Annotated in this window: 26 protein-coding genes and 1 pseudogene; 9 read left to right on the top strand and 18 right to left on the bottom strand. The window is 73.0% G+C overall.

Annotated elements, in window-relative coordinates; all coding sequences use genetic code 11:
* Window positions 1–136 precede the first annotated feature (136 nt).
* Both R2B67_RS00965 and R2B67_RS00960 read right to left on the bottom strand, forming a co-directional pair.
* Window positions 137–1,453: an SWIM zinc finger family protein gene (locus R2B67_RS00965; RefSeq protein ID WP_317815902.1), complete on the bottom strand. Its 1,317-nt coding sequence runs from the start codon at window positions 1,451–1,453 to the stop codon at window positions 137–139.
* A complete protein-coding gene (locus R2B67_RS00960) occupies window positions 1,450–4,389 on the bottom strand; it encodes an SCO1167/SCO6262 family helicase (RefSeq protein ID WP_317815901.1) in 2,940 nt (979 codons plus the stop codon). Before R2B67_RS00960 ends, R2B67_RS00965 begins: the two co-directional genes overlap by 4 nt.
* 258 nt (window positions 4,390–4,647) lie before the next feature.
* Here R2B67_RS00960 and R2B67_RS00955 point away from each other — a divergent pair, with 258 nt between their 5' ends.
* A complete protein-coding gene (locus R2B67_RS00955) occupies window positions 4,648–5,709 on the top strand; it encodes a fatty acid desaturase family protein (protein WP_317815900.1) in 1,062 nt (353 codons plus the stop codon).
* Window positions 5,710–5,834: 125 nt separating this feature from the next.
* On the top strand, window positions 5,835–6,017 hold the full coding sequence (locus R2B67_RS00950; RefSeq protein WP_018512835.1) for a tail-anchor membrane protein: 183 nt from the start codon (window positions 5,835–5,837) through the stop codon (window positions 6,015–6,017).
* 66 nt (window positions 6,018–6,083) lie between these two features.
* On the opposite strand, the gene R2B67_RS00945 is transcribed toward R2B67_RS00950, so the two are convergent.
* On the bottom strand, window positions 6,084–6,947 hold the full coding sequence (locus R2B67_RS00945; RefSeq protein ID WP_317815899.1) for a hypothetical protein: 864 nt from the start codon (window positions 6,945–6,947) through the stop codon (window positions 6,084–6,086).
* A 242-nt stretch (window positions 6,948–7,189) separates the two neighbouring features.
* Between R2B67_RS00945 and R2B67_RS00940 the strand changes: the two genes are divergently transcribed.
* Window positions 7,190–8,098, top strand: coding sequence for an oxygenase MpaB family protein (locus tag R2B67_RS00940; RefSeq protein WP_317815898.1), 909 nt, complete (start codon window positions 7,190–7,192; stop codon window positions 8,096–8,098).
* On the opposite strand, the gene R2B67_RS00935 is transcribed toward R2B67_RS00940, so the two are convergent.
* Window positions 8,078–8,608, bottom strand: coding sequence for a PadR family transcriptional regulator (locus R2B67_RS00935; RefSeq protein ID WP_317815897.1), 531 nt, complete (start codon window positions 8,606–8,608; stop codon window positions 8,078–8,080). The two genes, R2B67_RS00940 and R2B67_RS00935, sit on opposite strands and share 21 nt — an antisense overlap.
* Window positions 8,609–8,740: 132 nt before the next feature.
* Here R2B67_RS00935 and R2B67_RS00930 point away from each other — a divergent pair.
* Window positions 8,741–9,609: pseudogene (locus R2B67_RS00930) on the top strand (alpha/beta fold hydrolase).
* On the opposite strand, the gene R2B67_RS00925 reads toward R2B67_RS00930, so the two are convergent.
* The 5 genes from R2B67_RS00925 to R2B67_RS00905 all read right to left on the bottom strand — a co-directional run bounded on the left by R2B67_RS00925 (window position 9,600) and on the right by R2B67_RS00905 (window position 14,324).
* A complete protein-coding gene (locus R2B67_RS00925) occupies window positions 9,600–10,199 on the bottom strand; it encodes a class I SAM-dependent methyltransferase (RefSeq protein WP_317815896.1) in 600 nt (199 codons plus the stop codon). The pseudogene R2B67_RS00930 and the gene R2B67_RS00925 overlap by 10 nt on opposite strands.
* A gap of 41 nt (window positions 10,200–10,240) precedes the next feature.
* The gene (locus tag R2B67_RS00920) at window positions 10,241–10,816 is read right to left on the bottom strand and encodes a TerD family protein (RefSeq protein WP_018512829.1); all 576 of its coding nucleotides are present in this window, start codon (window positions 10,814–10,816) and stop codon (window positions 10,241–10,243) included.
* Between the two features lie 227 nt (window positions 10,817–11,043).
* The gene (gene tatA, locus R2B67_RS00915) at window positions 11,044–11,208 is read right to left on the bottom strand and encodes a Sec-independent protein translocase subunit TatA (RefSeq protein ID WP_018512828.1); all 165 of its coding nucleotides are present in this window, start codon (window positions 11,206–11,208) and stop codon (window positions 11,044–11,046) included.
* 91 nt (window positions 11,209–11,299) lie between these two features.
* Window positions 11,300–13,966, bottom strand: coding sequence for a magnesium-translocating P-type ATPase (gene mgtA / locus R2B67_RS00910; protein WP_398869563.1), 2,667 nt, complete (start codon window positions 13,964–13,966; stop codon window positions 11,300–11,302).
* A complete protein-coding gene (locus R2B67_RS00905) occupies window positions 13,959–14,324 on the bottom strand; it encodes an ArsR/SmtB family transcription factor (protein ID WP_018512826.1) in 366 nt (121 codons plus the stop codon). Before R2B67_RS00905 ends, mgtA begins: the two co-directional genes overlap by 8 nt.
* Before the next feature lie 257 nt (window positions 14,325–14,581).
* Between R2B67_RS00905 and R2B67_RS00900 the strand changes: the two genes are divergently transcribed.
* A complete protein-coding gene (locus R2B67_RS00900; RefSeq protein ID WP_317815894.1) occupies window positions 14,582–15,202 on the top strand; it encodes a GTP-binding protein in 621 nt (206 codons plus the stop codon).
* A gap of 25 nt (window positions 15,203–15,227) precedes the next feature.
* Here R2B67_RS00900 and R2B67_RS00895 read toward each other — a convergent pair whose 3' ends face one another.
* Window positions 15,228–15,656, bottom strand: coding sequence for a PPOX class F420-dependent oxidoreductase (locus R2B67_RS00895; RefSeq protein WP_026241632.1), 429 nt, complete (start codon window positions 15,654–15,656; stop codon window positions 15,228–15,230).
* A gap of 141 nt (window positions 15,657–15,797) precedes the next feature.
* Here R2B67_RS00895 and R2B67_RS00890 point away from each other — a divergent pair, with 141 nt between their 5' ends.
* The 3 genes from R2B67_RS00890 (at window position 15,798) to R2B67_RS00880 (ending at window position 17,966) form a co-directional block, all read left to right on the top strand.
* Entirely contained in the window at window positions 15,798–16,211 is a 414-nt protein-coding gene (locus tag R2B67_RS00890; protein WP_317815893.1) for a roadblock/LC7 domain-containing protein, read from the top strand.
* A gap of 140 nt (window positions 16,212–16,351) precedes the next feature.
* Window positions 16,352–17,437 (top strand): DUF6397 family protein, encoded by a 1,086-nt coding sequence (locus R2B67_RS00885; protein WP_317815892.1) that lies wholly within the window; start codon window positions 16,352–16,354, stop codon window positions 17,435–17,437.
* A gap of 40 nt (window positions 17,438–17,477) precedes the next feature.
* Entirely contained in the window at window positions 17,478–17,966 is a 489-nt protein-coding gene (locus R2B67_RS00880) for a GNAT family N-acetyltransferase (protein ID WP_018512821.1), read from the top strand.
* Between the two features lie 126 nt (window positions 17,967–18,092).
* Here R2B67_RS00880 and R2B67_RS00875 read toward each other — a convergent pair whose 3' ends face one another.
* The gene (locus tag R2B67_RS00875) at window positions 18,093–20,246 is read right to left on the bottom strand and encodes a SpoIIE family protein phosphatase (protein ID WP_317815891.1); all 2,154 of its coding nucleotides are present in this window, start codon (window positions 20,244–20,246) and stop codon (window positions 18,093–18,095) included.
* Window positions 20,247–20,523: 277 nt separating this feature from the next.
* Here R2B67_RS00875 and R2B67_RS00870 point away from each other — a divergent pair, with 277 nt between their 5' ends.
* Window positions 20,524–21,624, top strand: coding sequence for an enoyl-CoA hydratase/isomerase family protein (locus R2B67_RS00870; RefSeq protein WP_317815890.1), 1,101 nt, complete (start codon window positions 20,524–20,526; stop codon window positions 21,622–21,624).
* 42 nt (window positions 21,625–21,666) lie between these two features.
* Here R2B67_RS00870 and R2B67_RS00865 read toward each other — a convergent pair whose 3' ends face one another.
* The 7 genes from R2B67_RS00865 to R2B67_RS00835 all read right to left on the bottom strand — a co-directional run bounded on the left by R2B67_RS00865 (window position 21,667) and on the right by R2B67_RS00835 (window position 25,644).
* Entirely contained in the window at window positions 21,667–21,894 is a 228-nt protein-coding gene (locus R2B67_RS00865) for a hypothetical protein (RefSeq protein ID WP_015606445.1), read from the bottom strand.
* Between the two features lie 73 nt (window positions 21,895–21,967).
* A complete protein-coding gene (locus R2B67_RS00860) occupies window positions 21,968–22,456 on the bottom strand; it encodes a hypothetical protein (RefSeq protein WP_317815889.1) in 489 nt (162 codons plus the stop codon).
* Window positions 22,457–22,569: 113 nt separating this feature from the next.
* On the bottom strand, window positions 22,570–23,085 hold the full coding sequence (locus R2B67_RS00855) for an SRPBCC family protein (protein ID WP_317815888.1): 516 nt from the start codon (window positions 23,083–23,085) through the stop codon (window positions 22,570–22,572).
* A gap of 140 nt (window positions 23,086–23,225) precedes the next feature.
* Window positions 23,226–23,819 carry a hypothetical protein gene (locus R2B67_RS00850; RefSeq protein WP_317815887.1) on the bottom strand — a complete coding sequence of 198 codons (594 nt, stop codon included), beginning with the start codon at window positions 23,817–23,819 and terminating at the stop codon, window positions 23,226–23,228.
* Window positions 23,820–23,841: 22 nt separating this feature from the next.
* Window positions 23,842–24,891, bottom strand: a complete 1,050-nt coding sequence (locus R2B67_RS00845; protein ID WP_317815886.1) for a DUF6286 domain-containing protein — start codon at window positions 24,889–24,891, stop codon at window positions 23,842–23,844.
* Window positions 24,888–25,115 carry a hypothetical protein gene (locus tag R2B67_RS00840; RefSeq protein ID WP_317825057.1) on the bottom strand — a complete coding sequence of 76 codons (228 nt, stop codon included), beginning with the start codon at window positions 25,113–25,115 and terminating at the stop codon, window positions 24,888–24,890. Before R2B67_RS00840 ends, R2B67_RS00845 begins: the two co-directional genes overlap by 4 nt.
* Window positions 25,116–25,119: 4 nt before the next feature.
* Window positions 25,120–25,644, bottom strand: coding sequence for an Asp23/Gls24 family envelope stress response protein (locus tag R2B67_RS00835; protein ID WP_018512813.1), 525 nt, complete (start codon window positions 25,642–25,644; stop codon window positions 25,120–25,122).
* Window positions 25,645–25,741 lie beyond the last annotated feature (97 nt).

Here is a 25,741-nt window from a genome sequence, read left to right as displayed (position 1 = left end):
GCCGGGGGCGCTGTAAGGGTGACGCGTAACGGATAGCTGTAAGGGTGACGCGTAAAGAAAAAGGGGGAGGCCGAAGCCGTCTTCCGCTGATGACGTACGGAAGAGGGCTCCGGTTCCCCACGCCCGTCGGCGGAGCTCAGTCCCCGGCCGACGCCCCCGCCAGCGCACTCGCCGGGTCGTCGTCCGCAGGCCCCGCGGGCACCCAGCGGCCGCGCTCCTTGCGGTACGGCCACCACCGGCCGTCGCGGTCGTACCGGAGCTGGACATCGGCGCCCGCCACCGTCCAGCGGGCCCGCGCCGCCCGCCACTGGGGCCGCTCACCCTCCTCCCAGGCCGCCGCGAGCCGCGCGCGAGCCCGGGCGAGGGAGTCCGGGTCCGGGTCCCACTCCTCGTCGAGCACCGCCAGCGCGGCAGCACCGCCGTAGCGCCAGGCGCTCACCGCCGCCCCCAGCTCGGCCCGCGGCCGGCCGCTCCCCTCGGCCAGCCGCTTCGCGATCCACGGCTCGGGGCGGGCATCGGCGGCCATCCGCACCGCGTCCTGCTCCGGCGTCAGCTCCGCCGGAACCGGCTGCCGTCCGTGCCCCGGAGCCAGCGCCTCCAGCAGCATCCGGTGGGCCCGTACGGCGCTGTCGGCGGCCAGCACCTCCAGCGCCGCCGGGTCGATGCCGGACGGCGGGCCCGCCTCCGTGTCCAGCGACGGCGGCAGCCCCGGCTCCTCGGGCACCGACGGCGGCATGGGGAGCGGCGGCAGGATGGAGCCCGCGGCGAACGCCTCGTCGGCCGGGACGCCGTACCCCTCCCCGGCCGCCTCCTCCGGCCCGTCGCCCTCCGCACCGCGCACCGCACGGGCGGCGCTGCGCACCTGGAGCTCGTCCAGCAGCCGCCGCTCCCCGCGCCCCCGCAGCAGCAGGAGGACGAACGGGTCCTCGTCCAGCAGCCGCGCCACCTGATAGCACAGGGCGCCCGAGTGGGGGCAGTGGTCCCAGGTGCCGCAGGTGCACTCCGGCTCCAGGTCACCGATGCCGGGCAGCAGGTCCACCCCGGCACCCGCCGCGTCCTCCACCAGATGCGGCTCCATCTCCCGGTCGAGCAGCGCCGCGATGTGCCCGGCCCGCTCCACCGCCATGTCCAGGAAGCGGTCCCACGCCTCGTCGCCGAGCTCCTGGAGCAGCACATCGCTCCGGTGACCCGTGCCGTCCCGGTCCCGTACGACGGCCGTGATCCGGCCGGGGCGTACGGAGACCGCCCCCACGCCGCCCTCCCTGGCCAGCTTGCGCCCCTTCTTGAGCTGCTGACCGTCCAGGGCGGTGTCCTCCAGCGCCTGGAGCCAGGCGCGGCCCCACCAGGACGTGGCGAAACCCCTGCCCGGCGGGGGAGGCAGCGGCGCGAACGTACGCTCCGCCCCACCGCCGGAATCCACCGCGCCCGTCCCGTACTCGTCGTCCTCGCTCATCGTGCGCCCCCTCGCAGCTCGACCAGATCGGCCAGTTCCGCATCGGTCAGTTCGGTCAGCGCGGCCTCCCCCGAGCCGAGCACCGCGTCCGCGAGCCCCTGCTTGCGGGCGAGCATCTCCGCGATCCGGTCCTCGATCGTGCCCTCGGCGATCAGCCGGTGCACCTGGACGGGCTGCGTCTGCCCGATCCGGTACGCCCGGTCCGTCGCCTGCGCCTCCACCGCCGGATTCCACCAGCGGTCGAAGTGCACGACATGGCCGGCCCGGGTGAGGTTGAGCCCGGTCCCCGCCGCCTTGAGGGACAGCAGGAACACCGGGGCCTCGCCCGCCTGGAAGCGGCCCACCATCTCCTCGCGCCGCGCCACCGGCGTACCGCCGTGCAGGAACTGCGTACGCACCCCCCGCTCCGCGAGGTGCTCCTCCAGCAGCCGCGCCATCTGTACGTACTGCGTGAACACCAGTACGGAACCCTGTTCGGCCAGGATCGTGTCCAGGAGTTCGTCCAGCAGCTCGACCTTCCCCGACCGGTCCGCGATCCGCGGCCGGTCCTCCTTCAGGTACTGCGCCGGGTGATTACAGATCTGCTTCAGCGCCGTCAGCAGCTTCATCACGAGCCCCCGCCGCTCGAACCCGTCGGCGCCGGCGATCTCGGCGAGGGTCTCGCGGACCACCGCCTCGTACAGCCCGGTCTGTTCGGCCGTCAGCGAGACGGCCCGGTCGGTCTCCGTCTTCGGCGGCAGCTCCGGCGCGATCCCCGGGTCGGACTTGCGGCGGCGCAGCAGGAACGGGCGCACCAGGGCCGCGAGCCGCTCGGCGGCCGCCGGGTCCGTGCCGCCCTCGACGGCGGCGGCGTACCGGGTACGGAAGGTTCCGAGCCGGCCCAGCAGCCCGGGCGTCGTCCAGTCCAGGATCGCCCACAGCTCGGAGAGGTTGTTCTCCACCGGAGTGCCGGTGAGGGCGACGCGGGACCGGCCGCCGATGGTGCGCAGCTGCTTGGCCGTCGCCGAGTGCGGGTTCTTCACGTGCTGCGCCTCGTCGGTGACGACCATGCCCCAGGAGGCGGCCGCCAGCCGGGGCGCGTCCAGACGCATCGTGCCGTACGTCGTCAGGACGAACTCGCCGTCCACCAGCCCTTCCAGGGAGCGCGACGCGCCGTGGAAACGGCGTACAGGGGTGCCCGGGGCGAACTTCTCGATCTCCCGCTGCCAGTTGCCCATCAACGACGTCGGACAGACCACCAGCGTCGGCCCGGCCGCCTCCCGGTCGCTCTGGCGGTGCAGATGCAGGGCGATGAGCGTGATCGTTTTGCCCAGACCCATGTCGTCGGCGAGGCAGGCGCCGAGCCCGAGCGAGGTCATGGTGTTGAGCCAGTTCAGACCGCGCAGCTGGTAGTCGCGCAGGGTCGCGGTCAACGCTTCGGGCTGCCCGATCGTCTGCTGAGCTGCGGACTCCGGATCGGCCAGCCGCTTGCGCAACCCCTCCAGCCAGCCCGTCGCGGCCACCTCCACCCGGCGCCCGTCCACCTCGGTGGAGCCGGTCAGCGCCGCGCCCAGCGCGTCGATGGGGGTGACCTTTCGGTCCTGGGTCTCCCGGGCCCGGCGCGCCTCCTCCGGGTCGATGAGCACCCATTGGTCGCGCAGCCGCACGATCGGTCTGCTGGACTCCGCGAGCCGGTCCAGCTCCGCCCGGCTCAGCTGGCGGTCGCCCAGCGCGAACCGCCAGTCGAACGCGAGCAGGGCGTCGGCGGAGAGGAACGACGGAGTGTCCGCGACGGTCCGCCGCCTGCCGTCACCCTCTTCGCCGCTGTCGTCCTGTCCACCGGTCGGGCCGATCACCGCGCGGGCGGTCAGCTTCCTCGCCAGCTCCTTGGGCCAGTGCACCTGCACGCCCGTGGCGGCCAGGGCGCGTGAGGCGGGCCCCAGCAGTTCGGCGATCTCCTCGTCGGCCGGCTCCACCGCGTCCGGTACGGCGGCGGACAGCAGCGGCGCCAGGGGTGGCCAGGCGCGGGCGGCCCGGCGCAGGGCGAGGAGGGCGTCCATCCGGGCCCGCGGCCCGAACGCTGCCGCGCTCCGGGTGCCGCCCGCCCAGACCTCGGCCGCGTCGGCGACCAGGGAAGGGTCGCTGACGCTGTGGATCTGCAGGACGGCACGGAAGGAAGGCGCCGCGTCGTCAACAAGAGGGGCGTCAGCGGGGGAGGCCGGTGAGGCCAGTGAGGACGCTGAGGCCGGTGTGGCCGTTCCCGTGATCTCGATACGCAGCGAGAGCCGTACCCCCGCGTCGTGACCGGCCGCCACATCAGCGGCCCAGGACCGCCCTTGGGGCAGATGCTGCGGTTCCCGGGCGGCGAACGCGGGGCCCGCGGTGGCGAATCCGGCGGCGGGTGTCCGGGGCAGCCCGTCCGCCACCGCGTCCAGGAACGCCCGCAGCAGCCGCTCCGGTTCGGGCAGCAGCAGCGGCCCGTCCACCGTCGCGCCGGTCTCCAGCGGGGTCGCGTGAGCGGTGGGCGGCATCGACGCCGCGAGCTCCCGGATCCGCTCCAGGTCCCCGGCGCCCAACGGCCCGACCCGCCAGGCGTCCTGGTCGGTGGGGCTCAGGCCCGGCAGCAGGAGGCCGCGGGCGACGAACTGCAGGCCGAGCAGTGCGGCGGCGCCCCAGAAGGCGGTCGCGGGGGAGGCCTGGCCGTCGGCCCGCGCCCGGGTCAGCACCGGCAGGGCCTCACGTACGGGAAGGTGCAGGCCGGGCACGCTACGGCGCCGGAGGTCGGCCTCGGCCACGGTGAGCTCCGACAGGATCCCGGGCGCGTCGGGAGGGGGGCTACCGTCCGGGTTCCAGAAGGCCATCAGGCTGGTACGGGACGGATCCGCGGGGATGAAGACCGCGGAGCAGCGGGACAGCTCTGAAATCTCGGAAGGCGTTGCCGCGGGGTGCCGGTGCACAGCGATGTCAGATTCCTCAAATTTGACTAGTGGGTCGGGGTCGCCGAGGATACTCCACTCAATGCCGCGACGTGCGGCTACCGGCCGTGATCTGCCTCACTCATTGATGCTCTCGTGAGCGGGTGGTGGAGCTGGCACCACCACGGGGCACGGGGGTCTGCCCCAGGACGATCGGGGTGGTGGCGCCATGGCTGCCGTTAGCCTCCGATCCGTACGTTTAACGAGGTCAGCGCTTATGTTTGAGAGACCGGAGACCTCATGTCCCAGGCAACAGCAACCGCTGCGGATCCCGCCGGCGACAGCAGTTCGGAACGAACCGGCCTCCCGGCTGCCGGCAGTGATTTCGCCCCTCTGCTGCGTGCTGTGAAGGGGCAGGGCCTCCTCGAACGACGCACCGGGCGGTACGTGATCAGCATCGCGGCCAACCTGGTGGCCCTGGGCGGGGTGATCGCCGCCTTCGTTCTGCTGGGCGACACCTGGTTGAGCCTGTTCCTCGCCCTTCCGCTGGCGGTGCTGTGGACCCGTACGGCCTTCGTCGCCCATGACGCGGGCCATTCCCAGATATCCGGTGACCGCAAGGCGAGCAGGCTGATCGGCCTGTTCCACGCCAACCTGCTCCTCGGCATGAACGAGGCTTGGTGGAACGACAAGCACGTACGCCACCACGCCAACCCCAACCACGTCGACAAGGACCCCGATGTCGGCGTCGGCGCCCTGGTCTGGACCCAGAAGCAGGCGGCGCAACGCGAAGGATTCGCCCGCTGGCTGACCCGCAACCAGGCCCGGCTGTTCTTCCCGATGCTGCTGCTGGAGGGCATAGCCCTGAAGATCTACGGGTTCCAGTTCCTGCGCCACCAGCCGGCCCGGGAGCGTGCGGTGTCGGCCCTGCTGATGACCGCGCACCTCGCGCTGTACACGACCCTGCTGCTGACCGTCCTGTCACCGGGCAAGGCCCTCGTCTTCGCCCTGCTGCTGCACGCCCTGTTCGGTCTCCACCTGGGCATGGCCTTCGCCCCGAACCACAAGGGCATGGAGATGCCCGACCCGGACGGGGACCGCTGGAGCCACCTGCAGCGCCAGGTCCTGACCTCACGCAATGTGCGCGGCGCGGTCCTCACCGACTGGTTCCTCGGCGGCCTGAACTACCAGATCGAGCACCATCTGTTCCCGAGCATGCCCCGGCCGCACCTGCGGCTGGCCCAGCCCCTGGTCAAGGAGCACTGCAGGAGCATCGGCATGCCGTACGCGGAGACCGGACTCGTCGAGTCCTACCGGCAGGCGCTGGCCCATATGCACGAGGTCGGTGAGCCGCTGCGATGACCGGCGCCACGGGGGACAGGGCGGGCGGTCACGGAGGACAGGGGGAGGGCGTGCGGGGGAACGTAAGGACGCACGGATGCGTTGACAGGACAGAAGCAGCGCCGGCCGCGAAGGAGGCGTGGACCATGTCGAACGGTGCGAAGGTCGCTGTCGCGGGGGTGGTGGCCGGGGTCGCCCTGTGGGCCCTGCTCGGATTCTGGTGGGCCCTGCTGGTCGTGATCGGTGTCCCCGTCGCGGGCTATCTGCTGCTGGACCCGTCCCAGCGAAGCAGGCTCCGCAGGATCAACCGCAAGCAGATCGGCCGCTGAGCCCGGGATTCCGCGGCAGCCGAGTCCGAGACCCACCAGCAGCGGAGGCCAGGCTCCGCATCCCGGTCACGCCGGATGCGGAGCCAGCGCGTCCAAGGCCTTCAGGAGACCGGGCAGTGCGGGCCCGCGGCCGACGGGCAGCACCTCACCCGGCTCCTCGTCCAGCAGGATCAGCGCTATGTCGTCGGTCCTGGCGACCATCGACCACCCCGGGCCGTCGACCCGCAGGGTGCGTGCGTCGGCCGAGGCGAAGCCGGAGCGGATCCGGCCGGGCGGTGGCGGAGTCTTCGTGTAGGCGAGGGCCTCCGCCAGGGCCCGTCGTACGCCGGGGTGCTGACCGGTCACAGCGCCACCGGGTTCCGCGTCCCCCTCGGCGGCGGTGTCCTCGTCCCCCTGCTCACCGTTCCCGGCTTGTCCGGTCGGCTCGCCGCCCGGCCGGACGAACTGCGCATCGTCGATCTGCTCCCGCCACAGCGCCCACCGCTCCGCGATCTCATCGGCCCCGAGCCGCCGCTGCGCGGGACCCCAGGACCCCGTGTCCGGCGGAGACAACGGCGCGGGGCCCACCCCGCCCGTCTCCGGGTCGTGCGGGGCGGGCACACCGGGCGCGGCGACAGCCAGGGCCAGCGGCCAGCCGGGCAGCGCACACACCACGGAGCGGTCGTCGGGGGAGAGGTCGTACTCCATGCCGCAGTCCCACGCGGCGATGGCCACGGCCACCAGCGAGACATCCTCGACGACCACGGTCCAGCGGGCGCCGTCGCCGTCCTGCCCGAGCACGAGACCGTAGCCCTCCTCGTACGGTTCGAGGGCGAGCGCGCCGCACGCCGCCACGTAGTCGTCGCCCAGCACGCTCGGGAACCGGGCAGGCGTGAGCAGCACCGCGGTCAGCACCAGCAGCGCGTCGTCGTCGGCGTCCACACCGGCCACAGTGTCCTCCTCGTCCCCGATCCCCCGCTCGGCCACCCGTCGCCCCCGGGTCCGCCTCGCGTCGTCCGTCGGCGCACCTTAACTACTCGGTAACCCCGCCGTCGAGGCCCCGGCAGACACCGCCGAACCCGATCCGCCGGTCCCTCGACCGAGTCGCGTCATGGTCGGGAAGCGCCGAGATGTACGGGGCGATCCCCGTAGCATCGGAGGTTCGGACGAATGAGGCGAACGAGGGGAAGAGCATGGTTCAGCGGTACGACCGGCTGAAGGAGATTCAGCGACTCGACCCGGAGCGGGACTTCCTGGAGATCTACCGCCTCACCGTCACCTACGAGTTCCCCTGGGACATCACCCGCGCCCTCGAACTGGCCCTCTACCGCACCTATGCCGTGCCCAGCATCGGCCGACTCCTCGACGAGACAGCTGAGCTGACGGAGCGTTCGCAGAAGCGGTACGACGACACCGCCCTGCTCCTCGACACCGTGGTGGAGCACGGATTCGACACCGAGGAGGGGCGCACGGCCGTCCGCCGGATCAACCAGATGCACCGCAGCTACGACATCAGCAACGACGACATGCGATACGTCCTGTGCACCTTCGTCGTCACGCCGAAGCGCTGGCTGGACGACTACGGCTGGCGCCGGCTCTCCGACCACGAACTGCGGGCCTTCGCCGCCTACTACCGCACGCTGGGCGCCCGCATGGGGATCAAGGACCTCCCGCAGAGCTACGAGGACTTCGAGCGCACCCTCGACACCTACGAGCACGAGCACTTCGGCTGGGACGCGGGAGCCCGCCGGGTCTCCGACGCGACCCTGGCACTCATGGGCTCCTGGTACCCGGCGCCGCTCGCCCCGCTGGTCCGGGGCGCCAGCCTCGCGCTCCTCGACGACTCACTGCTGCGGGCGTTCCGTTACGAGCACCCGGGCGCCGTGGCCCGTGGGCTGACCCGGGGTGCCCTGCGGCTGCGGGCCCGCGCCGTCCGCCTCCTGCCACCCCGGCGCACGCCGCACTACGCGCGCCAGAACCCCGAGATCAAGGGCTACCCGGACGGCTACGAGGTCGCCGCGCTCGGCACGTTCCCCACGCCGGGAGTCCGTGGCTGCCCGGTTCCCGGCCACCGGCCGCCGTCAGAGCTGCCCGCCGAGTGACTGCAGGGTGGTCCGCAGCCATCGGAGTTCCGCTTCGCCGGTCGCCCGCGCGATGAGGAGGACGCCTCTGCGGAAGGGGTCCTCCAACTCCTCGGCGCGCAGCGCCCGGTCGCCGTCGTAGAAGAAGCTCGCCGGTTCCTCCAGGAACACCAGCCGCCGCCGGAGCACCTCCGCCTGCGCCGAGGGCTCCGGAAGGTGCCGGAGGAAGGCCAGCAGGACGAACCACCGGTTCTCGTCGGTGATGTCCGCCCGTTCCGCGGAGGCCAGCCGGTCGCGCAGCTCCGCCCGGCCCGCCCCCGTGAGCGTCAGTACCTGCCGTGGCGCCGCTGTGGCGCCCGGTTGCGTCTCCCGGGCCAGCAGCCCTGCCTTCTCCAGCCGTTTGATCGCCGGATAGAGCGTGCTCTCCGGGACGGGGCGTACGTGCCCGATCAGTGCCGTGAGGCGTTTGCGCAGCTCATAGCCGTGCAAGGGGGTGTCACAGAGGAATCCGAGGATGGCGAGCTCCAGCATGCCCGCATCCTATCGCCGATACGTCGTTGACGTAGTACCTCGGTGTCGAGGTATGTTCGCGGCTCGACGGTGGAGCCGGGCCGGTGCCGCACAGGGCGGCCGCTAGCGGGCGAGAAAGAGGGGGGGAGCGCGGTGTACGAGGCTGAGTTCGACGGGCAGGGCAGCCGGATCAGATGGACCGAGGCGGCCGGGAGCGGCGGAGACGGCGGGGGCGAGGGGGCGGCCACCGTCTATGTGCACGGGCTCGGCGCGATGTCGGCGGACCACCACGCCCATGTGGCGGCCCACCCGGCGCTGTCCGGCCGCCGCTCGCTCTTCGTCGACCTCCCCGGCCACGGCATCAGCGACCGTCCCACCGGCTTCGGCTACGCGCTGGAGGATCACGCCGACGCGCTCGCCGCGGCCCTCGACGCGGCGGGCGTCCGCGGTGCCCGCGTCGTCGGCCACAGCATGGCGGCTCGGTGTCCGTCGTCCTCGCCCATCGGCGCCCCGATCTCGTCTCGGGCCTGGTCCTCACGGAGGCGAACCTCGACCCGGCCCCGCCGCCGGCCGCCGCCAGCAGCTCCATCGCCGCGTACCCGGAGGAGCAGTTCGTCCGGGGCGGCGGCTTCGCCGAGGTTCTGGGGCGGTTCGGATCCACCTGGGCGGCGACCATGCGCCTGGCGGACCCCCTGGCCCTGCACCGCTCGGCCACCGGACTGGTGCGGGGTACCGCCCCGACCGTCCGGCGGATGCTGATGGAGTCACCGGCCGAGCGGAGCTTTCTCCAGGGGACGCTGAGCGGCGAACTGCCCGGCGCCGCCGAGCTGGTGGCCTCGGGGGTCCGCGTGATCCAGGCGCCCGGCGCCGGGCACAACGTCATGTTCGACCGCCCCGACGTGCTGGCGGCCGCCGTCGCGGGTGGCACCGTCCGAGGCTGCGGGGCGCTGGGCCCCGTACCGCTGCCGGAGCTTGCGTACGGCAACGGGCCCGGGTCCGTTGCCGTGGTCCGTCAGGGTTGACGTACGGCGAGAGCGAGGAAGCGGTCGTCCTCGTCGGTGTAGGAGTCCAGCCGCCACCCCGAACCGGCCAGCAGAGCCCGCAGCCTGGGCTCCGCCCGCAGATCGTCATCGGTGACGGTGCGCCCGTGCCGCGCGGCGAGGGCGGCACGGCCGATCGGGTGGAACAGGGCCAGCACCCCGCCGGGCCGCACCACCCGCGCCAGCTCCGCCGTATCGGCCTCGGGGCGGGCCAGATGCGAGATCAGCCCGGCCCCGAACACCGCGTCCAACACCCCGTCACCCAGCGGCAGCCGCGCGACATCGGCCCGGAGCAGCGTGCCGCTCTCCGCTCGCCCCGCCCGCACGGCCGCTTCCAGCATGGCGGGCGTCAGGTCGGCGCCCAGCACGGTGCCGCGCGGACCGACCACCGCACGCAGGGCGGGGAGTGCCCGGCCGGTACCGCAGCCCGCGTCGAGCACAGCGTCCCCTGGCCGCAGCCCGAGGAGACCGGCCGCGGCGGCATAGGCCGGGCCGTCGTCGGGAAACCGGCTGTCCCAGTCGGCCGCGCGCGGGGTGAAGAAGTCCAGGACGTGGGTGCGGTCATCGGTCATGCGGACATGATCGCGCGGTCGGCGCCCGGCCGGAACGCTGCTCAGACGTTGACGCCGTAGTCGGACGCGATGCCGGCGAGCCCCGAGGCGTACCCCTGGCCGACGGCGCGGAACTTCCACTCCGCGCCATGCCGGTACAGCTCACCGAAGACCATCGCGGTCTCGGTGGAGGCGTCCTCGCTGAGGTCGTAGCGGGCCAGCTCGACCCCGTTGGCCCGGTTCACCACGCGGATGAACGCGTTCCGCACCTGGCCGAAGCTCTGGCCCCGGCTCTGGGCGTCATGGATGGAGACCGGGAACACGATCTTCGCGATCTCGGCGGGGACCGAGGCCAGGTCGACCTCGACCGACTCGTCGTCCCCCTCGCCCTCGCCCGTCAGGTTGTCACCGGTGTGGCGGACGGAACCGTCGGGGCTGTTGAGGTTGTTGTAGAAGACGAAGTGGGCGTCGGAGAGGACCTTGCCCGCGGCCGAGCACAGCAGCGCACTGGCATCCAGGTCGTGATCGGCCCCGGTCGTGGTCCGTACGTCCCAGCCGAGGCCTACCGTCACGGCCGTCAGGCCGGGGGCCTCCTTCGACAGGGAGACGTTGCCGCCCTTCGCCAGGCTCACACCCATGAATGTCCTCCAGTGTTCCGTCGGTCCGCACGTCTGATCGGTCGATCCCTTGATCCTGCGATCCGTGCTGCTTCGTTGTCACTACATATGGCCGCTACTGGTACGAACGCCCCACGCGGCCTTCGAGGTTCCCGGATTGCGCAAGCCCTGAAATGAGGCGGCGGCCGTGAAACGATCCGCCGCCGAGCACCCGGTCCGGGTCGCCGGGCCCGGGCCCCGAGGCGGGGTCAGCGGGCTTCGTCGTCCTTCATGGCCTTCGCCTCGCTCTTGAGGATGCGCACCGACTTCCCCAGGGCGCGGGCGGTGTCGGGCAGCTTCTTCGAGCCGAAGAGCACGATCACCACGACGGCCAGGATCAACAGGTGCCAGGGCTCCAGGCCGTTGCGCAACATTCTGGTCCCGCCCTTCTCTCCGTCCGCGCGACAACAGTTGCCGCATTGCGCAACTGTACAACTGTCGATCGAAGGCCGGACGGCCACCCCCTCAGCGGCGCCGCTCGTAACGCCTCCGTGCCGCTGTGAGCCCCACCGCGTACAGGCCCAGCACCGAGCCGAGCAGCAGGTAGTAGAGAGGCGGCAGGGCGCTCATCCCCAGCAGGGGGCCCAGCGGGGTGAGGGGGAGCAGGACGCCGACCGCCGCGAGTCCGGCCGCCGCCGCCCGCAGAGGGCCTCCGGCCCGCCGTTCGGCGGCGCTGCGACCGGTCCGGAGCAGGACCATGACGAGGGCCTGGGTCAGCAGGTTCTCGGTGAACCACCCGGCGTGGAAGGCCGCCTCGCCGTCGGTCCCGGCCGCGTTGTGGAGCGCGAGGGCCAGCACCCCGAAGGTGGCGAGGTCGGCGGCGGCATTGAGCAGTCCGAAGCCGGTGATGAAGCGCAGGAAGTCACGTGAGCGCAGGACCGCGGGCCGACGCAGGGCGGACGCGCCCGGGCGGTCGAACGCGAAGGCGAGCTGCGCGGCGTCGAAGCAGAGGTTCTGCACCAGCACCTGCGCCGGGAGCATGGGGAGGAAGGGCAGCATCAGCCCGGCCGTCAGCATGGCGATGACGTTGCCCAGGTTGGAGGAGAGGGTGATGCGCAGATAGGTGGCGATGTTCCCGCTGCTGTGCCGCCCCGCCAGCACCGCCCGGTCGATCGCGGTGAGATCCTTCTCCGCCAGTACGACGTCGGCCGCCTCGCGCGCCACATCGACCGCGTTGCGCGGACAGATGCCGACATCGGCCGCATGCAGGGCGGGCAGATCGTTGACGCCGTCACCCAGGAACCCGGTGGTGTGCCCGGCGGCCCGCAGCGCCGAGACGATCCGGGCCTTGTGCTCAGGGGTGCAGCGCGCGAACACGGTCGCCCGGTCCGCGACCCGCGCCAGCTCGGCGTCCGACAGCGTGTCCACCAGCTCGGCCGTCACCACCTCGCCGTACCCGCCCGCCGCGTCCGTGCGCAGGCCCAGGTCCTCGCAGGCGCGGGCGGCCGTACCCGGGTGGTCGCCGGTCAGCACTTTCACGGTCACGCCCCGCCGGGCGAGCACGTCCAGGGCGTCGGCTGCGCTCGGCGCGGGCACGTCCCGCAGCGCGACCAGGCCCACGAAAGTCAGACCGCGCTCGTCCGCCGGGCTGTACGCACCGTGCCGGGCGGGCCGGTCGGCACGGGCCACGGCCAGCAGGCGCAGTCCCGACTCCGCCTTCCGGGCGGCGAGGGCGAGCAGCCGCTCCCGCTCGTCCCCGTCCAGCGCGCACCGTTCGAGAACCGCCTCCACGGCCCCCTTCGTCACCAGCGTGTGGACGCCGAGCCGGCCCGGCCGCCGGAGCACAGCGGTCGCCACCCGTCGCACCGGATCGAAGGGCAGCGCGGCCACCCCCTCGTACGCCGAAGCCCCCAGGAGCTCCGCGTCTTCCGCGGCGTCCAGCACCGCCTCATCGAGGGCGTCCGGCGCCGGCAGCTCCGCCAGCTGGAGCGTCCACAGCGCGCTGAGCGCCGCCCACCGCAGAACACCGGGATCGGGCAGGTCCGAACCGTCGACCGCCGCCTCGACGACGGGCCGGTCCTCGGTCAGCGTTCCGGTCTTGTCCAGGCACAGCACGTCGACGGCGCCCAGGTCGTGCAGGGCGGGCAGCCGTTTGACGATGACTCCGCTGGTACGGGCGAGGCGGGCCGCACCCCGTGCGAGCGCCGTCGTGACGATGACGGGCAGCATCTCGGGCGTGAGCCCCACCGCCACGGCGACGGCGAACGGCAGTGTCTCCAGTCCCCGGCCCCGCAGCGCCGCGTTGGCCATCAGCACCAGCGGCGGGGTCAGCAGCATGAACCGGATCAGCGTCCAGGAGATGCCCTGCACCGACCGGTCGAAGGCGCTGCCACCCCGCTGCCGGGCCCGGCCGTCGTGCGCGGCGGCGAACCGCGTCGCCCCTCCGGTGGCCGTGATCACCGCCGTACCGCTGCCGGACGTCACGCTGCTGCCCTGGAAACACAGCTGCGGCTGCGCGAACGGCCCGGCCCCGGCGAGCGCGGGGTCCGGTGCGTCGAGGGGATGCTTCTCCACCGGCGCCGACTCCCCGGTCAGGGCCGACTGGTGCACCGTGAGCCCGCCGGCCCGCAGCACCTGCGCATCCGCCGGTACGAGATCGCCCGGCCCCAGCCGGATCACATCGCCGGGCACGAGGTCGGCGACCGGAACTTCCCGCTCCCGGGACGGCGCGTCCGCCGAGGTCCGGCGTACGACGGTCGCCGTGGTGGCCACCAGCTCCCTGAGCGCCGCCGTCGAACGGTCGGCCCGGTGCTCCTCGGTCGAGCGCAGCAGGCAGCTGACCGCGACCAGGGCCAGGATCACGCAGGCCGTGCCCCAGGCGGACACGACGGCGGAGACCAGCCCCAGGCAGAGGAGTACGGAGGTGAAGGGGTCCCGGAGACTGCGGACGAAACGCCGGGGCCAGGGAACCGGCCGCCAGGCGGGCAGCACGTTCTCGCCGAACCGGGCGAGCCGCTCCTCGGCATGCGCCTCCACCAGGCCACGCGGTCCGCTGTCCAGCGAGCGCAGTATCTGGAGGGACGTTCCCACGGACCCCGGCACGGACGTACCGACGGCCGGGAACGGTGTCACCGGGGCCGGTGTACCGGGGGCGGCCCGGCCGGATCCCGCGGCTGCGCTGCTCTCAGGCACCGAGTTCACGCAGGCGGACGGGCTCCTGGGCCGGGTGGCCGGCGCGCTCGGCGAGCTGGCCGACCATGAGCCGTACGACCGTCACCACGTCGGGGTCGTCGACCAGGTAGACCTGCCGGCGACCCTCACGCCGCGAACGCACGAGACCGGCCAGCTTGAGCTTGGTCAGGTGCTGGCTGACCGAGGGGAGGGTGCCGCCCACCCGCTCGGCGAGGCCCGTCACATCGCTCTCGCCCTGGGCCAGCGCCCACACGATGTGCAGCCTCGCCGGTGTCGCCAGGAGCCCGAACGCGGCGGCGGCCTCGGCGAGCACCTCGGCGGGCGGATCCTGGAAACCGCCGCCGGTACCTGTCGACACGCTTGCTCTCTCCTTGCCGCGACCGAAAGAAACCAGTGTAGAGGCCGCGCCGTACAGCGACGAGATGCGGCAGGAGTGGGCAGGCGAGGTCCGCATCGATCAAGAACGATCAACCCTCTCGGACCGTACAGACGGTTGCCATGCTGTCCCGACGGCGAGGCCCGAACGATCGGACGCGATGTCCGAACGACCGGACCGGGCTTCGCCGGAGGTGTGCGGCTCGTTCCCAGGAGAATCTCTCGCAGGAGAAGTGATCGATGTCCTTTGAGCACGTCGGGAACGCGCACAGTACGCACGGCGCCCATGGGGACGACGCGATGGCTCTGAAGATCCTGGTGGCGGGCGGATTCGGAGCCGGGAAGACGACCCTGGTCGGCGCAGTCAGCGACATCCGGCCGCTGCGGACCGAGGAACCCCTCAGCGCGGCCGGGCGCGGGGTGGACGACACCGATGGGGTGACGCGGAAGACCGCCTCGACCGTAGCGATGGATTTCGGCCGTATTACCATCCACGCCGGTCTGTCTCTGTACCTGTTCGGCACACCGGGGCAGGACCGCTTCTGGTTCCTCTGGGACGAGCTGTCCGAAGGTGCGCTGGCGGCGGTCGTCCTCGCCGACACCCGGCGTCTGGAGGACTGCTTCGCGGCCGTCGACTACTTCGAGCGCCGGCGCATACCGTTCGTCGTCGCCGTCAACTGCTTCCCCGGGGCGCGCACCTACGCCGCGCACGACGTGTCGCACGCCCTCGACCTGGACCGGGGCACCCCCGTCGTGCTGTGCGACGCGCGCGACCGGGACTCCGGGAAAGACGTCCTGATCCGTACGGTCGAGTACGCCGGGCGGGTGCACACCGCCCGGCTCCTCGACGCCGTCGGCTGACCGCCCGCCGACGGCGAGCGGCCGTTCAGTCGGCCAGGCCGGCCAGGGCGATGACCTTGTCGATCCGCACACGCACCACCAGTTCACCGGCCACACCGTTGCGCCGGCCGAACTCCTCGGCAGCCTCCGGTCCCACGTAGCGCTCGGCGATCCGTGTCGCCCACCGCAGCAGTTCCCCGGGGTCCTCGCTCAGCTCCGCATGCCCCTGCACCACGGCGAACGCATACGGCGGCCGTTCGTCGTCGACACACAGGGAGACCCGTGCGTCGCGCTCCAGGTTGCGGCCTTTCACACTCTTCGTGCCGGTGTTGAAGACCAGCGAGTCGCCGTCGAGCAGGAACCAGACGGGCGCGATGTGCGGACTGCCGTCGGCCCGCACGGTCGAAACCTTCGCGGTGCGGGTGCCTTCGGAAAGGAAGGCCCGCCACTCTTCATCGGTCATGTGATGTGCCATGGACCCATCCTGGGCCCGCCGCCCGCGTGGCGCGAAGCGGCGCCCCGGCAGGCGGGGGGCGCTTGCCCGTACGGAGGCGGTGCGCAAGGCTTACGCGCGTAGCGGGGGCACGGGGAACGAAGGCACGGGGAGGACGAGCAGATGGCGCTTGACCGGGGACTTGACTGGCTCCTTGACGATCTCACCAGCAGGGTGCGGTACATACGGCACGCCTTGGTGCTGTCGAACGACGGCCTGGTCACCGGGGCCAGTACGGGACTGGCCCGCGAGGACGCCGAACACCTGGCCGCGGTCTCGTCCGGTCTGCACAGCCTGGCGCGCGGTTCGGGGCGGCACTTCCGGGCGGGGCGGGCCCGCCAGACCATGGTCGAGTTCGACGAGGCGCTGCTCTTCGTGACCGCCGCGGGCGACGGCAGCTGCCTGTGTGTGCTGACCGCCGCGGAAGCCGATGTCGGGCAGGTGGCCTATGAGATGACCCTGCTCGTCAACCGGGTCGGTGAGCACCTCGGTGTATCCGTCCGCCAGAGCGGCCCGGAGGACGTAAAACCCCTCTGAAAACCCCTCTGACCCCTTCCGGCCTGCTCTGACCTGGCCTTTTCTCCGGCCGAGGAGAGTTATCCACAGGCCGGACCGGAAGTGACCCCGCCGGGCTACCGTGATCACGGAGAGTATTCGAGCTCACGGGGAGGACGGCCATGACGGTCAAGGAAGCGGTCCGCGCGCGGACCGGGAGCGCGTACGAAGTCCGGGGCGGCGACGAAAGCCGGGACGAGGGCGAGCACACCCCGCCCGGCACATCGGCGGCCACGGCCACCCCGGCCACGGCGGACACGCCAGCCACACCGGCCACGGTGGCCGCCGGCCGTGCGGCGCAGGAACTGGGGCTCAGGCGCAGCGAATTCGAGCTGGCCGTGCACCTGGGGCTGATCGCCGTCACCGCCGGTCCGGGTAGCGGGCGGCCGCGGGTGCACGAGCGGGAGATCGCGCGGCTGCGCGAAGACCCGGGGTTTCCCGACGGGCTGGCCGAGCGCGTCCGCACCGTCGGCACCGCGGAGGGTGCCGCGCTGCTCGGTATCGCCCCCGCCCGGTTCACCCGGCTGGCCCGGGCGGGCTGCGTCTCGCCGGTCACGTTCTACCTGAACCGCTACCGCGCGGTGGTGTGGCTCTACCTCGCGGACGAGCTCGCCTCGTTCGCCGTGCGGGAACCCGAGCTGCTCGCCAACCGTACGCCCCTCGGGATGCGCACGATGCTGGAGGCGGGCGGCGACCGGCGGGCGCGGAACTGGCGCAGTCAGCGCATCGACCGACTGCTGAAGCGCACCGTCGACCCCTGGGCGCGGGCGGCGGTCGAGGCGTCCGCACTGGACTCCGCGCATCTGGCGGAGGTGGTGGAGGACCCGTACGAGCGCGCCTATCTCGCCCGGGTCAGGCCGGAGCCCGTCTTCGGGCGGCCGGGGTCCGTGGCGGCCAGGGAGACCATGGGGGAGCTGATGCTGGCGGACGATCCCGACGAGATCCTCTGGCGGCGGATCAACCTGACGCTCGGTCTGGACCTGGCCCGCGAGGAACGGCCGGCTCCACATCCGGGTGACGACCCCGGGGCCCGGATGACACCGGCCCCGGAACCCACCTCCCGCGTGGCTCCACCACAGGCGCAGCCCGTCGCGGAGACGGCGGCGCCCCTGTCGCCTCCTGCCGGGGAAACGCCCTCCGGTCTGCGGGAGCCTGGCGGAAAACGGCTGCTGGCCCGGCTGGGATGGCGCCGGCGGAGCGACGGATAGCCGTTCGCGGACGGGCGTTCGAGTCCTGCATCATGTCCGCATGTTGATCAGGGAAGCAACCACCGAGGACTGGCCCGCCATCTGGCCGTTCTTCCACGAAATCATCGCCGCGGGCGAGACCCTCACCTACCCGCTGGACCTCGGAAAGGAGGACGCACAGGGGTGGTGGTACGTCGCCGCTCCGAACCGCGTGGTAGTCGCCGTCGACGAGGCCGGAGCGGTCCTCGGCACCGCGAAGATGAACCGGAACCACATGGGTAACGGCTCCCACGTGGCCAGTGCCACGTACATGGTCGACCCCGCCCACTCCGGCAAGGGAGTGGGGCGCGCCCTGTGCACGTACTCGGTCGAGTGGGCCCGCACGTCGGGTTTCCGGGCGATGCAGTTCAACGCGGTGGTCGAGACGAACACCCGCGCGGTCAAGCTGTACGAGTCCCTCGGCTTCGAGGTGATCGGCACCCTTCCCGAGGGGTTCAACCACCCGGCCGAGGGCTATGTGGGCCTGCACATCATGCACAAGGCCCTCTGACACCGCCGGGTCGCCGCTTCGGCCACCGGCCGGTCCTCGTCGGCGGACGATGGCCTGAAGCCGATGTCCACCTTGTCTCATGAGGCGGTGAAGCCGCCGGGTCGCGCGAGGTGCCGGGCTCGCCCGTCATCGCCGCCCGGCGGGCGGGGCCTGCTCCACCGCACCCGGGGGAGGGGCGGTGGCAGGAGGGGGAGCGGGACCGATCTCGCACCAGACGGCCTTGCCCTCGCCGCGGGGTTCGATCCCCCAGCGGGTGGCGACCGCGTCGAGCAGGAGCAGTCCCCGGCCCGACGTCGAGGTCTCGCCCGGGGTACGCCGCCGGGGCCAGGCGCTCGACCGGTCCTGCACCGAGAGCCGGATCCGCCGCACCGGCTCGGGCAGCACCTCCAGGGTCAGGACCGCCCCGCCCTCCGTGTGCAGCAGAACGTTCACCAGCAGCTCACCCGTGACCAGTTCGGCGTCGTCGGCGAACTCGGCCATGTCCCAGTCGGCGAGCGCCTGGCGCACGATCGCCCGGGCGTCCGACAGCCCCTCCGGGTCCGCCTGGTGGATGTACTGGTGCAGCCGGGGCGCGTGCGAGGACCCCACATCGGGGCTGCGCCGCAGGACCAGGAGCGCCACGTCGTCCCCCGACCCCCACCGCTCCCAGAGCCGGTCCGAGAGATGGTCGGCCAGCGCCTCGGCCCCGGCGGGGCCCGCGCTCACCTCGTTCCGCAGTGCTTCCACCCCCGCGTCCAGGTCGGCGCCCGGCTCCTCCACCAGGCCGTCCGTGTACAGCACGAACGTCTCCCCGGGCACCAGATCGAGCCGGGTCTCCGGGTACTCCTCGTCCTCGAACTCCGTGGAGATGCCCAGCGGCAGACCACCGCGCACCTGCGGACTGCCGACCCGCCCGTCCGCATGCCGGATCAGCGGCCCGAGGTGCCCGGCCCGGACCACCCGAGCCGCCCCCGTCGCCAGGTCGACCTGCGCGTAGGTGCAGGTCGCGAAGCGGTCGGTGTCCAGTTCGGAGAGGAAGCGCGAGGCCCGGGCCAGCACGGTCGCCGGAGGGTGCCCCTCGGCGGCGTACGCACGCAGGGCGATGCGCAACTGGCCCATGATCGCGGCGGCATGGGTGTCGTGCCCCTGCACATCACCGACGACGAGCCCGTAACGGTTCTTGGGCAGGGCGATCACGTCGTACCAGTCGCCGCCGACCTGCCGTCCGCTCCACGCGGCGTGGTACCGCACCGCGATCTCGCCGCCCTCGATGTCCTGTATGCGCGGAGGGAGCATCGCGGACTGGAGCTGGGTGGCGAACTCCCGCTCCTCGTCGAAGAGCATCGCCCGCTGGAGCGACTGCGCCACGATGGCCGCGAGGCCCAGGCACAGGATCCGCTCGTCGGCGTTGAAGACGGTGCGCTCCCGGTAGAACAGGGCGAGCCCGCCGAGCGACCTCGCCTGGGCGACCAGGGGCAGATAGGCGGCGGCCCGGAACCGGAGCCTGCCCAGATGCGGCTCCAGCACCGGATAGCGCCGGGCCAGTGCCGCCAGGGACGTGATGAACCGGGGCCGCCCGCTGCGGATGGCGTCGGCCAGCGGAAGGTTGCGCTCCAGGTCGCCCGAGCCGAGCCCGTCGAGCGCCTCCAGCGACTCGCCGCTCAGCGCCACGATGTTCAGCGCGGAGTTCTCCACCAGCCCCAGGGCCAGCCCGTCCGCCCCCAGCCTCGCCAGTCCGCCCGGACCGGTGAGCGCGGCCGTCACATCGTCCACGGTCACCGCGCGTGACATCGCGCTGGTCGTGCGCTCGACGATGTTGGTCTGCCGCTGCCGGCGCTTTTCCAGATCGAGGACGAAGGCCGAATGGGTGACTTCCGCCGTCGCGTCGCGGACCACCCCCACGATCCGGTGGGCCTTCCCGTCCTTCGACCGCAGGATGCGGGCCTGGACATGGGTCCACTGGCTCGTCCCGTCGTCCAGCGGAACCCGGAAGTGGACGTTGTAGGAGTTGCTGCCGCCCGTGATGGCCTCGTCGATCGTGACGTCCAGCCGAGCCCGTTCCGCCGGCTCCAGCCGCTCCACCAGGGCGCCGGGACGCGAGTCGTACGTCGCCGGGTCCACGCCGAAGACCGCGAGCCCCGCCTCGTCGATGTCCAGGGTCCGCGCGTCGAGATCCCAGTCGAAGCTGCCGGTCCGGTTCATGGCGAGGCGTTCCGTCGGCCCGATCTCACCGTTGGTCCTCCGGTCGATCCGGCGGAGCGGAGCGGCTTCGGTGTCCTGCCGCCGTTCGTGGTCGGTCATGCATGCTCCGGAGGTCGTCCGGCGGGGCGCGCGGCGACGCGCCCCGTAGGCCTCAATTGTCGAGCCGCTCGCACCGGAGTGCCACAGCGGAGCACCACCGAACTTTCTCCCGCACCCAGGCCCGGACCCCAGGCCCGGACCCCACGTCGGAACCGCCGGCCCGACCCCCGGTCCGGAGGGCGGCGCACGGCGTCGCAGAATGGGCGGGAGAGGACCGTCCGGCGGCGACGGACGGCCCCACCAGGTCTCCACCGTGTCCAGTGAGCGGAGTGCACAAATGATCGACGACCGGCCCGTCCTGCTGGAGACCCGAGGGCGCTCCCTCCACATCACCCTCAACCGGCCCCGCGCCATCAACGCCCTCACCCCCACCATGGTGCGGCTCCTCGACGAGGCGCTCGCCGGTGCCGAGCAGGACGAGGCGGTCACCTCGGTCGTCCTGGCGGGAGCGGGCGACCGCGGCCTGTGCGCGGGCGGTGACATCCGGGCGCTCCACGACGACACCCGGGCGGGAGGCCGTGCGTCGTTGGACTTCTGGCGCGACGAGTACCGTCTGAACGCCCGCATCGCCCGGTTCCCCAAGCCGTACGTCGCGCTGATGGACGGCATCGTGATGGGCGGGGGGATCGGGGTCTCGGCCCACGGCTCACTCCGGATCGTCACGGAGCGCACCCGCGCGGCGATGCCCGAGACCGGAATCGGATTCGTGCCCGATGTCGGCGGCACCCACCTGCTGGCCGCAGCCCCGGGCGAGCTGGGCACCCACCTGGCGCTCACCGGGCGTTCCGTCGGGGCGGCCGACGCCCTGCTCTGCGGCCTCGCCGACCACCACGTACCCACGCGGCGGCTGCCGGAGCTCACCGAGGCACTGGCCGGGGCGGGGAGCGCCGACGAGGTGGCACTGACGGTGCAGGAGTTCGCCGAGGAGCCGCCTGCCGGTGAGCTCGCCGCGCAGCGCGACTGGATCGACGCCTGCTACGCCGCGGACACCGTCGAGGAGATCGTCCGACGGCTTCGGGCGTGCTCCGCCCCCGCGGCGGCCGACGCGGCGGCGGAACTCGCGGGAAGGTCGCCCCTGGCGCTCAAGGTCACGCTCGCCGCCGTACGGAGGGCCGCCCGGCTCGGCAGTCTGGAAGCCGTCCTCGACCAGGAGTTCCGCGTCTCCGGCCGGATCCGTGAGGAACCGGACTTCGTGGAGGGCGTACGCGCCCGGATCATCGACAAGGACGGCAGCCCGCAGTGGAAACCGGCGACCCTCGCCGAGGTCGACGACAGTGCGGTCGCCCGCTTCTTCGCCCCTCTCGGACCGGATGAGCAGGAGCTCGGTCTCGCCCTCGAGGCTCCCACCGCCCATGCCACCGTCGACGGTACGAGCTGAGACCGGGCCCCCAGCCGGTGTTCCTCCTGCCGGCCTCCCCTGTTACCTGTCGCTGCCGGACAGGCTCGGCTGCAACTCCCGTACCAGAGCGAACAGCCGGTCCTCGTTCCCCGTCAGCCCCGCGCCGCGCAGGGCGCGGTCGGCCTCCCGCATCGGTGAGGTGAGCAACGGCAGGTACAGGGGCGCGTCTTCCGGGTCCGAGAGCGCGGCCCGGGTGGCCTCCAGCAGGCGGACATACGCCTGCGCCGCGGCGAGCTCGTCTTTGTCCATCTCAGCGTCTCCTGGTCGAAGGTGTCGGACCGTCAAGCATCTCGCACGGGTCTGACAACGCCCCTCCGAGCCGCTACCGCACCCCGGCAACTCCCGCCGGTGGCTCAACCTCCAGATACCGCCGCCTGCGAGGACCCCGGTAGAGCAGCACGGTCCAGCCGAGCCGTCGCAGGACCTCGGCGCACTCGGCCAGCGCCTCCTCCTCGTGGTGCGCGGCGCCGCTGCCCGGCGGCCCGGCCCACTCGACCCGCACCGACCCGGTCTGCTCGCCCGCACGCACCCGGTACCCGGCCGACACCCGGTGCCCCGACGCGTCGACGGCGGACGGAGTGGCTCCGGAACTCTCCAGGGCCAACGCGACGGCCCGTACCGGCCGGTGAAGCTCCCACGGCGCCGGAGCGGCCTCCGGAGAGCCGGCCCGTCCGTCACCGGTCAGCCGGCGGATCTGCAGCAGCCCCTCGAAGGCGGTCCGCACCGAGGCGGCGCGCACCTCGGCGGCCTCGGTGGGCAGCGGCCCGTCCCCGGTCGCGGGCTCGAAGCCGGCGCCCTCCTCGCTGCCCATACGTCCCCCTACGTGCCCTGAGCCCGGACCCCGCGCGTACGTGATCCAGTGTGCACCGGGGCACTGACATCGCCCGTCGCCCGGACCGGACGGTGTCGAGCGGCTCGACAGGCTCAGGAGGCCTTTCGGAGGTCCTCCTCCACGACGGCCTTGAGGCGCTCCAGGGTCGTCCGGATGTTGCCGCGCTGGAACTGCCCGAAGGTCTTCCCGCGCGTTGCGACGCGATCGAAACCGTTGGCCAGGAAGTCCGGCCAGGAGCGCCGGTCGTCGGTCCAGGTCTCGGTCACCCGGGTCCCGCCGTCCACCGCTTCGAAGCGGTACTCCCAGGTCGCGATGGGTCCGGGAAGGCGCGGGCGCCGGACGCCGATGGCGTGGACCCGGAAGGCGAAACGCTCGCCCGGATCGGCCGCCGTCACGGTGCACCGGGTCGTCCAGCTCACCGCGCCGCGCTTGTTGCGGCCCTCGAAGACCATGCCGACGTACGCGCCGCGCGGCTCTCCCTTGACGGTCGCCCCGCGGTTCTCCGGGCTCCAACGGCCCATCGCGGTCGGGTCGCTGAGCTGTTCGTACACGTGTGCCGGCGGGGCGTCGATGACGATGCTGTCCGCCACGGACATGGTGCGGGGCATGACGCAACTCCTTGTCCACGGTCGTCGTCGGGCCGGGTCCCGGGACCGGACGGACCGTGGCGCCGCATCCCGGGCCCACACCTTACTCGCGAGTAGGCGCCGTGTTGAGTGGCGGGCGCGGTCGGGAACCGGGCCACGGTTCAGCGCGTGCGCCGCTCCCGCCGGTTCGCCACCCTCACCCGAACGTCGGTCGGCAGGCCGCGTACGCCCGCGCAACGGCGCGCGTCCGCCACCACCCCGGCGGCGACCCGGCGCACCACCTCCGCGGGCCGGGCCTCCGGCTCGACGACCAGCGTCACCGCCGCCCGCAGCGGGCGGCCCGCTACGCGCACCCGGGCGTGCGCCACCCCGTCGACCGCAGCCGCCTGCGCGGTCATCGCCCGCTCCCACGCCCGCCGCCGCAGCGTCAGACCGGCGCCCATCAGGCCGACCCACCGGGGCCGGGACGCCGACACCTGCCCGGCGAACCACCGGAGGAGCAGCGCCAGTACGAGGACGAGCCCCGCGATCACGGCAGGGGTCCACCAGCCGGTCTCCCGCACCCGGGCCAGTCCGTCGCGGTCCAGCAGCACCCCGTCGGCCGCGCGCCCGGACCACCACGCCGGTACCTCGCGCCCCACCCGGCCCAGCCCCGAACCGTCCCCGACGGCCAGCAGAGACCCGCCGCCCAGCAGGGCGAGGCCGACCGTCCCGAGCAGCACCCGGTTCACCGCGCCACGCCCGATCACCGCCACGCTCGCCACATCCTCACTTCACTCATGCTTCTCCGCCGTCCCGAAGACCGCCCCGAGCACCCGGTGTGCCGTCCACGGCCCTGTCCGGCCGGCCCACTACGTCTGACCCCGTCGGCGCATCCGACCGCCCCGCCGCATCCGGCCGTTCCACCGCCACCACCGATTCCTCCGGTACAGGTGGCGGCATCCCCGCCTCGCGCCGTACCCGGACCCGCAGCGCGGGCGGACGGGCCAGGCCCAGTTCCAGCAGGGCCGCGTCCAGCACCCGGACCGCCTCGGCGCGTACCTCCGCCGGATCGCCGTACCCCACACCGGCCCGCACTGCCGCCCGCCGCCGACGCACGGTCACCCGCACCCGGACGACCCCGGGGACGCCGAGGGCCCGCTCCCGCAGGATCCGGGCCGCCGCCTCGCGGTCCAGCGCCGCCCGTACCCCCGGGCCGGGCGCCGCCATCCGCAGCCGTCGCCGCAGCCCCGGCAGGAGCGCGCACCCCAGCAGCCAGGCGCCCGCGAGCGCCGCGGCCGCCCCACCGATCCGTACCGCGCAGTCCGCCGGACCATGGGTCGCCGCCCAGTCGAGCACCGCCGTACGCCAGCCGGCGGGGGCGTCGCCGAACCGGACCGCGACCACATCGGCCAGCACCAGCCCGCACACCACGGCTCCCACGGCCGCCAGGACCGCCGCCGGAACACGCCGCTCCGCCCTGATCCGGGGGCCAGGACGGCCACCGTCCAGGCCCGGAGCCGCCTCCACGGCCTCCGGAACCACCGGCGCAGGGCCCACCGACAGCGTGTCGACCCGTACCTCGGCGCGAGGTACGGACAGCCCCGTCAGGGCCGCCGTCCGGGCCGCCGCCCGCTCCCTGATCCGCCGCGCGGCCTCGTCGGCCCGCACCGGATAGGGCAGCCGTACGCCGACCGAGATCCGCGCGGAGGTCCCGCGCACCCCGGCCGAACCCCGGAGCACCGACCCGCCGTCGGGCAGCGCCTCGGCGGCGGCCCGCTCGGCGATCCGCCGGACCGCCCGCGGCGCCACCGTCGTCGTACCGCGCTCACCGGCCTGGACCGTCACGGCCGCCTCCCCGCCAACGAGTCGAGGAACTCGCGCAACCCGACGCCCCGGTCCACGAGGTGACCGGCGAACCATCCCAGCGCGCCGAGCGCGGCCACCACGAGGAACGCCCCGAACCCGCCGAACCAGCCCGCGAACCCCAGCGCCATGCCCGCCGCCGCCCCGATCACGCCCCGGCCCGGCACACCCTCCGCCGGGCCGGGCCCGTCCGCCCTCCGTGTCACGCCGTCACGCCACGCGGGTCTCGGTGACGGCGGCCTCGTCGTCGTCCTCGGGCAGGTGCACGTCGTTGACGGTCACGTTGACCTCGACGACCTCCAGACCCGTCGTCCGCTCCACCGCCGCGATGACGTTCTCGCGCACGTCACGCGCCACATCGGTGATCGCGACGCCGTACTCGACGACGAGATCCAGGTCGATGGCCGTCTGACGCTCGCCCACCTCGACCTTGACGCCCCGTCCGACGTTCGGCCGGCCGCCCGGCACCCGGTCGCGCACCGCGCCGAGCGTCCGGGAGAGGCCGCCGCCCATGTCGTACACGCCCGGGATCTCCCGAGCCGCCATCCCCGCGATCTTCACGACGACGGTGTCCGCGATCGAGGTACGGCCCCGCGTCGCCGCGGGCTCGGACGCGCCGGTGGCGCCCCGCCCCACGGTCGTCGTACCGCCGGCCGCGCCGCTCTGCTTCGGTCCGCCTACGCCCGGTCCCGTGCCCGTGGCGGGAACGGCTGCGGTTGTCTGGGTGGTGGTCATGGAAACTCCTCGCGTATCGCTCGGCTCGTATCGCCTGACATCTCGTTGGACACGCTGTCCGCCGATTCGTCACGCGGGTTCCCGGAAACTTTTCGCC

The sequence above is a fragment of the Streptomyces cyaneofuscatus genome (assembly GCF_033109485.1).
Taxonomy (GTDB): domain Bacteria; phylum Actinomycetota; class Actinomycetes; order Streptomycetales; family Streptomycetaceae; genus Streptomyces; species Streptomyces cyaneofuscatus.
This window is presented reverse-complemented; position numbering and strand designations above follow the sequence as displayed.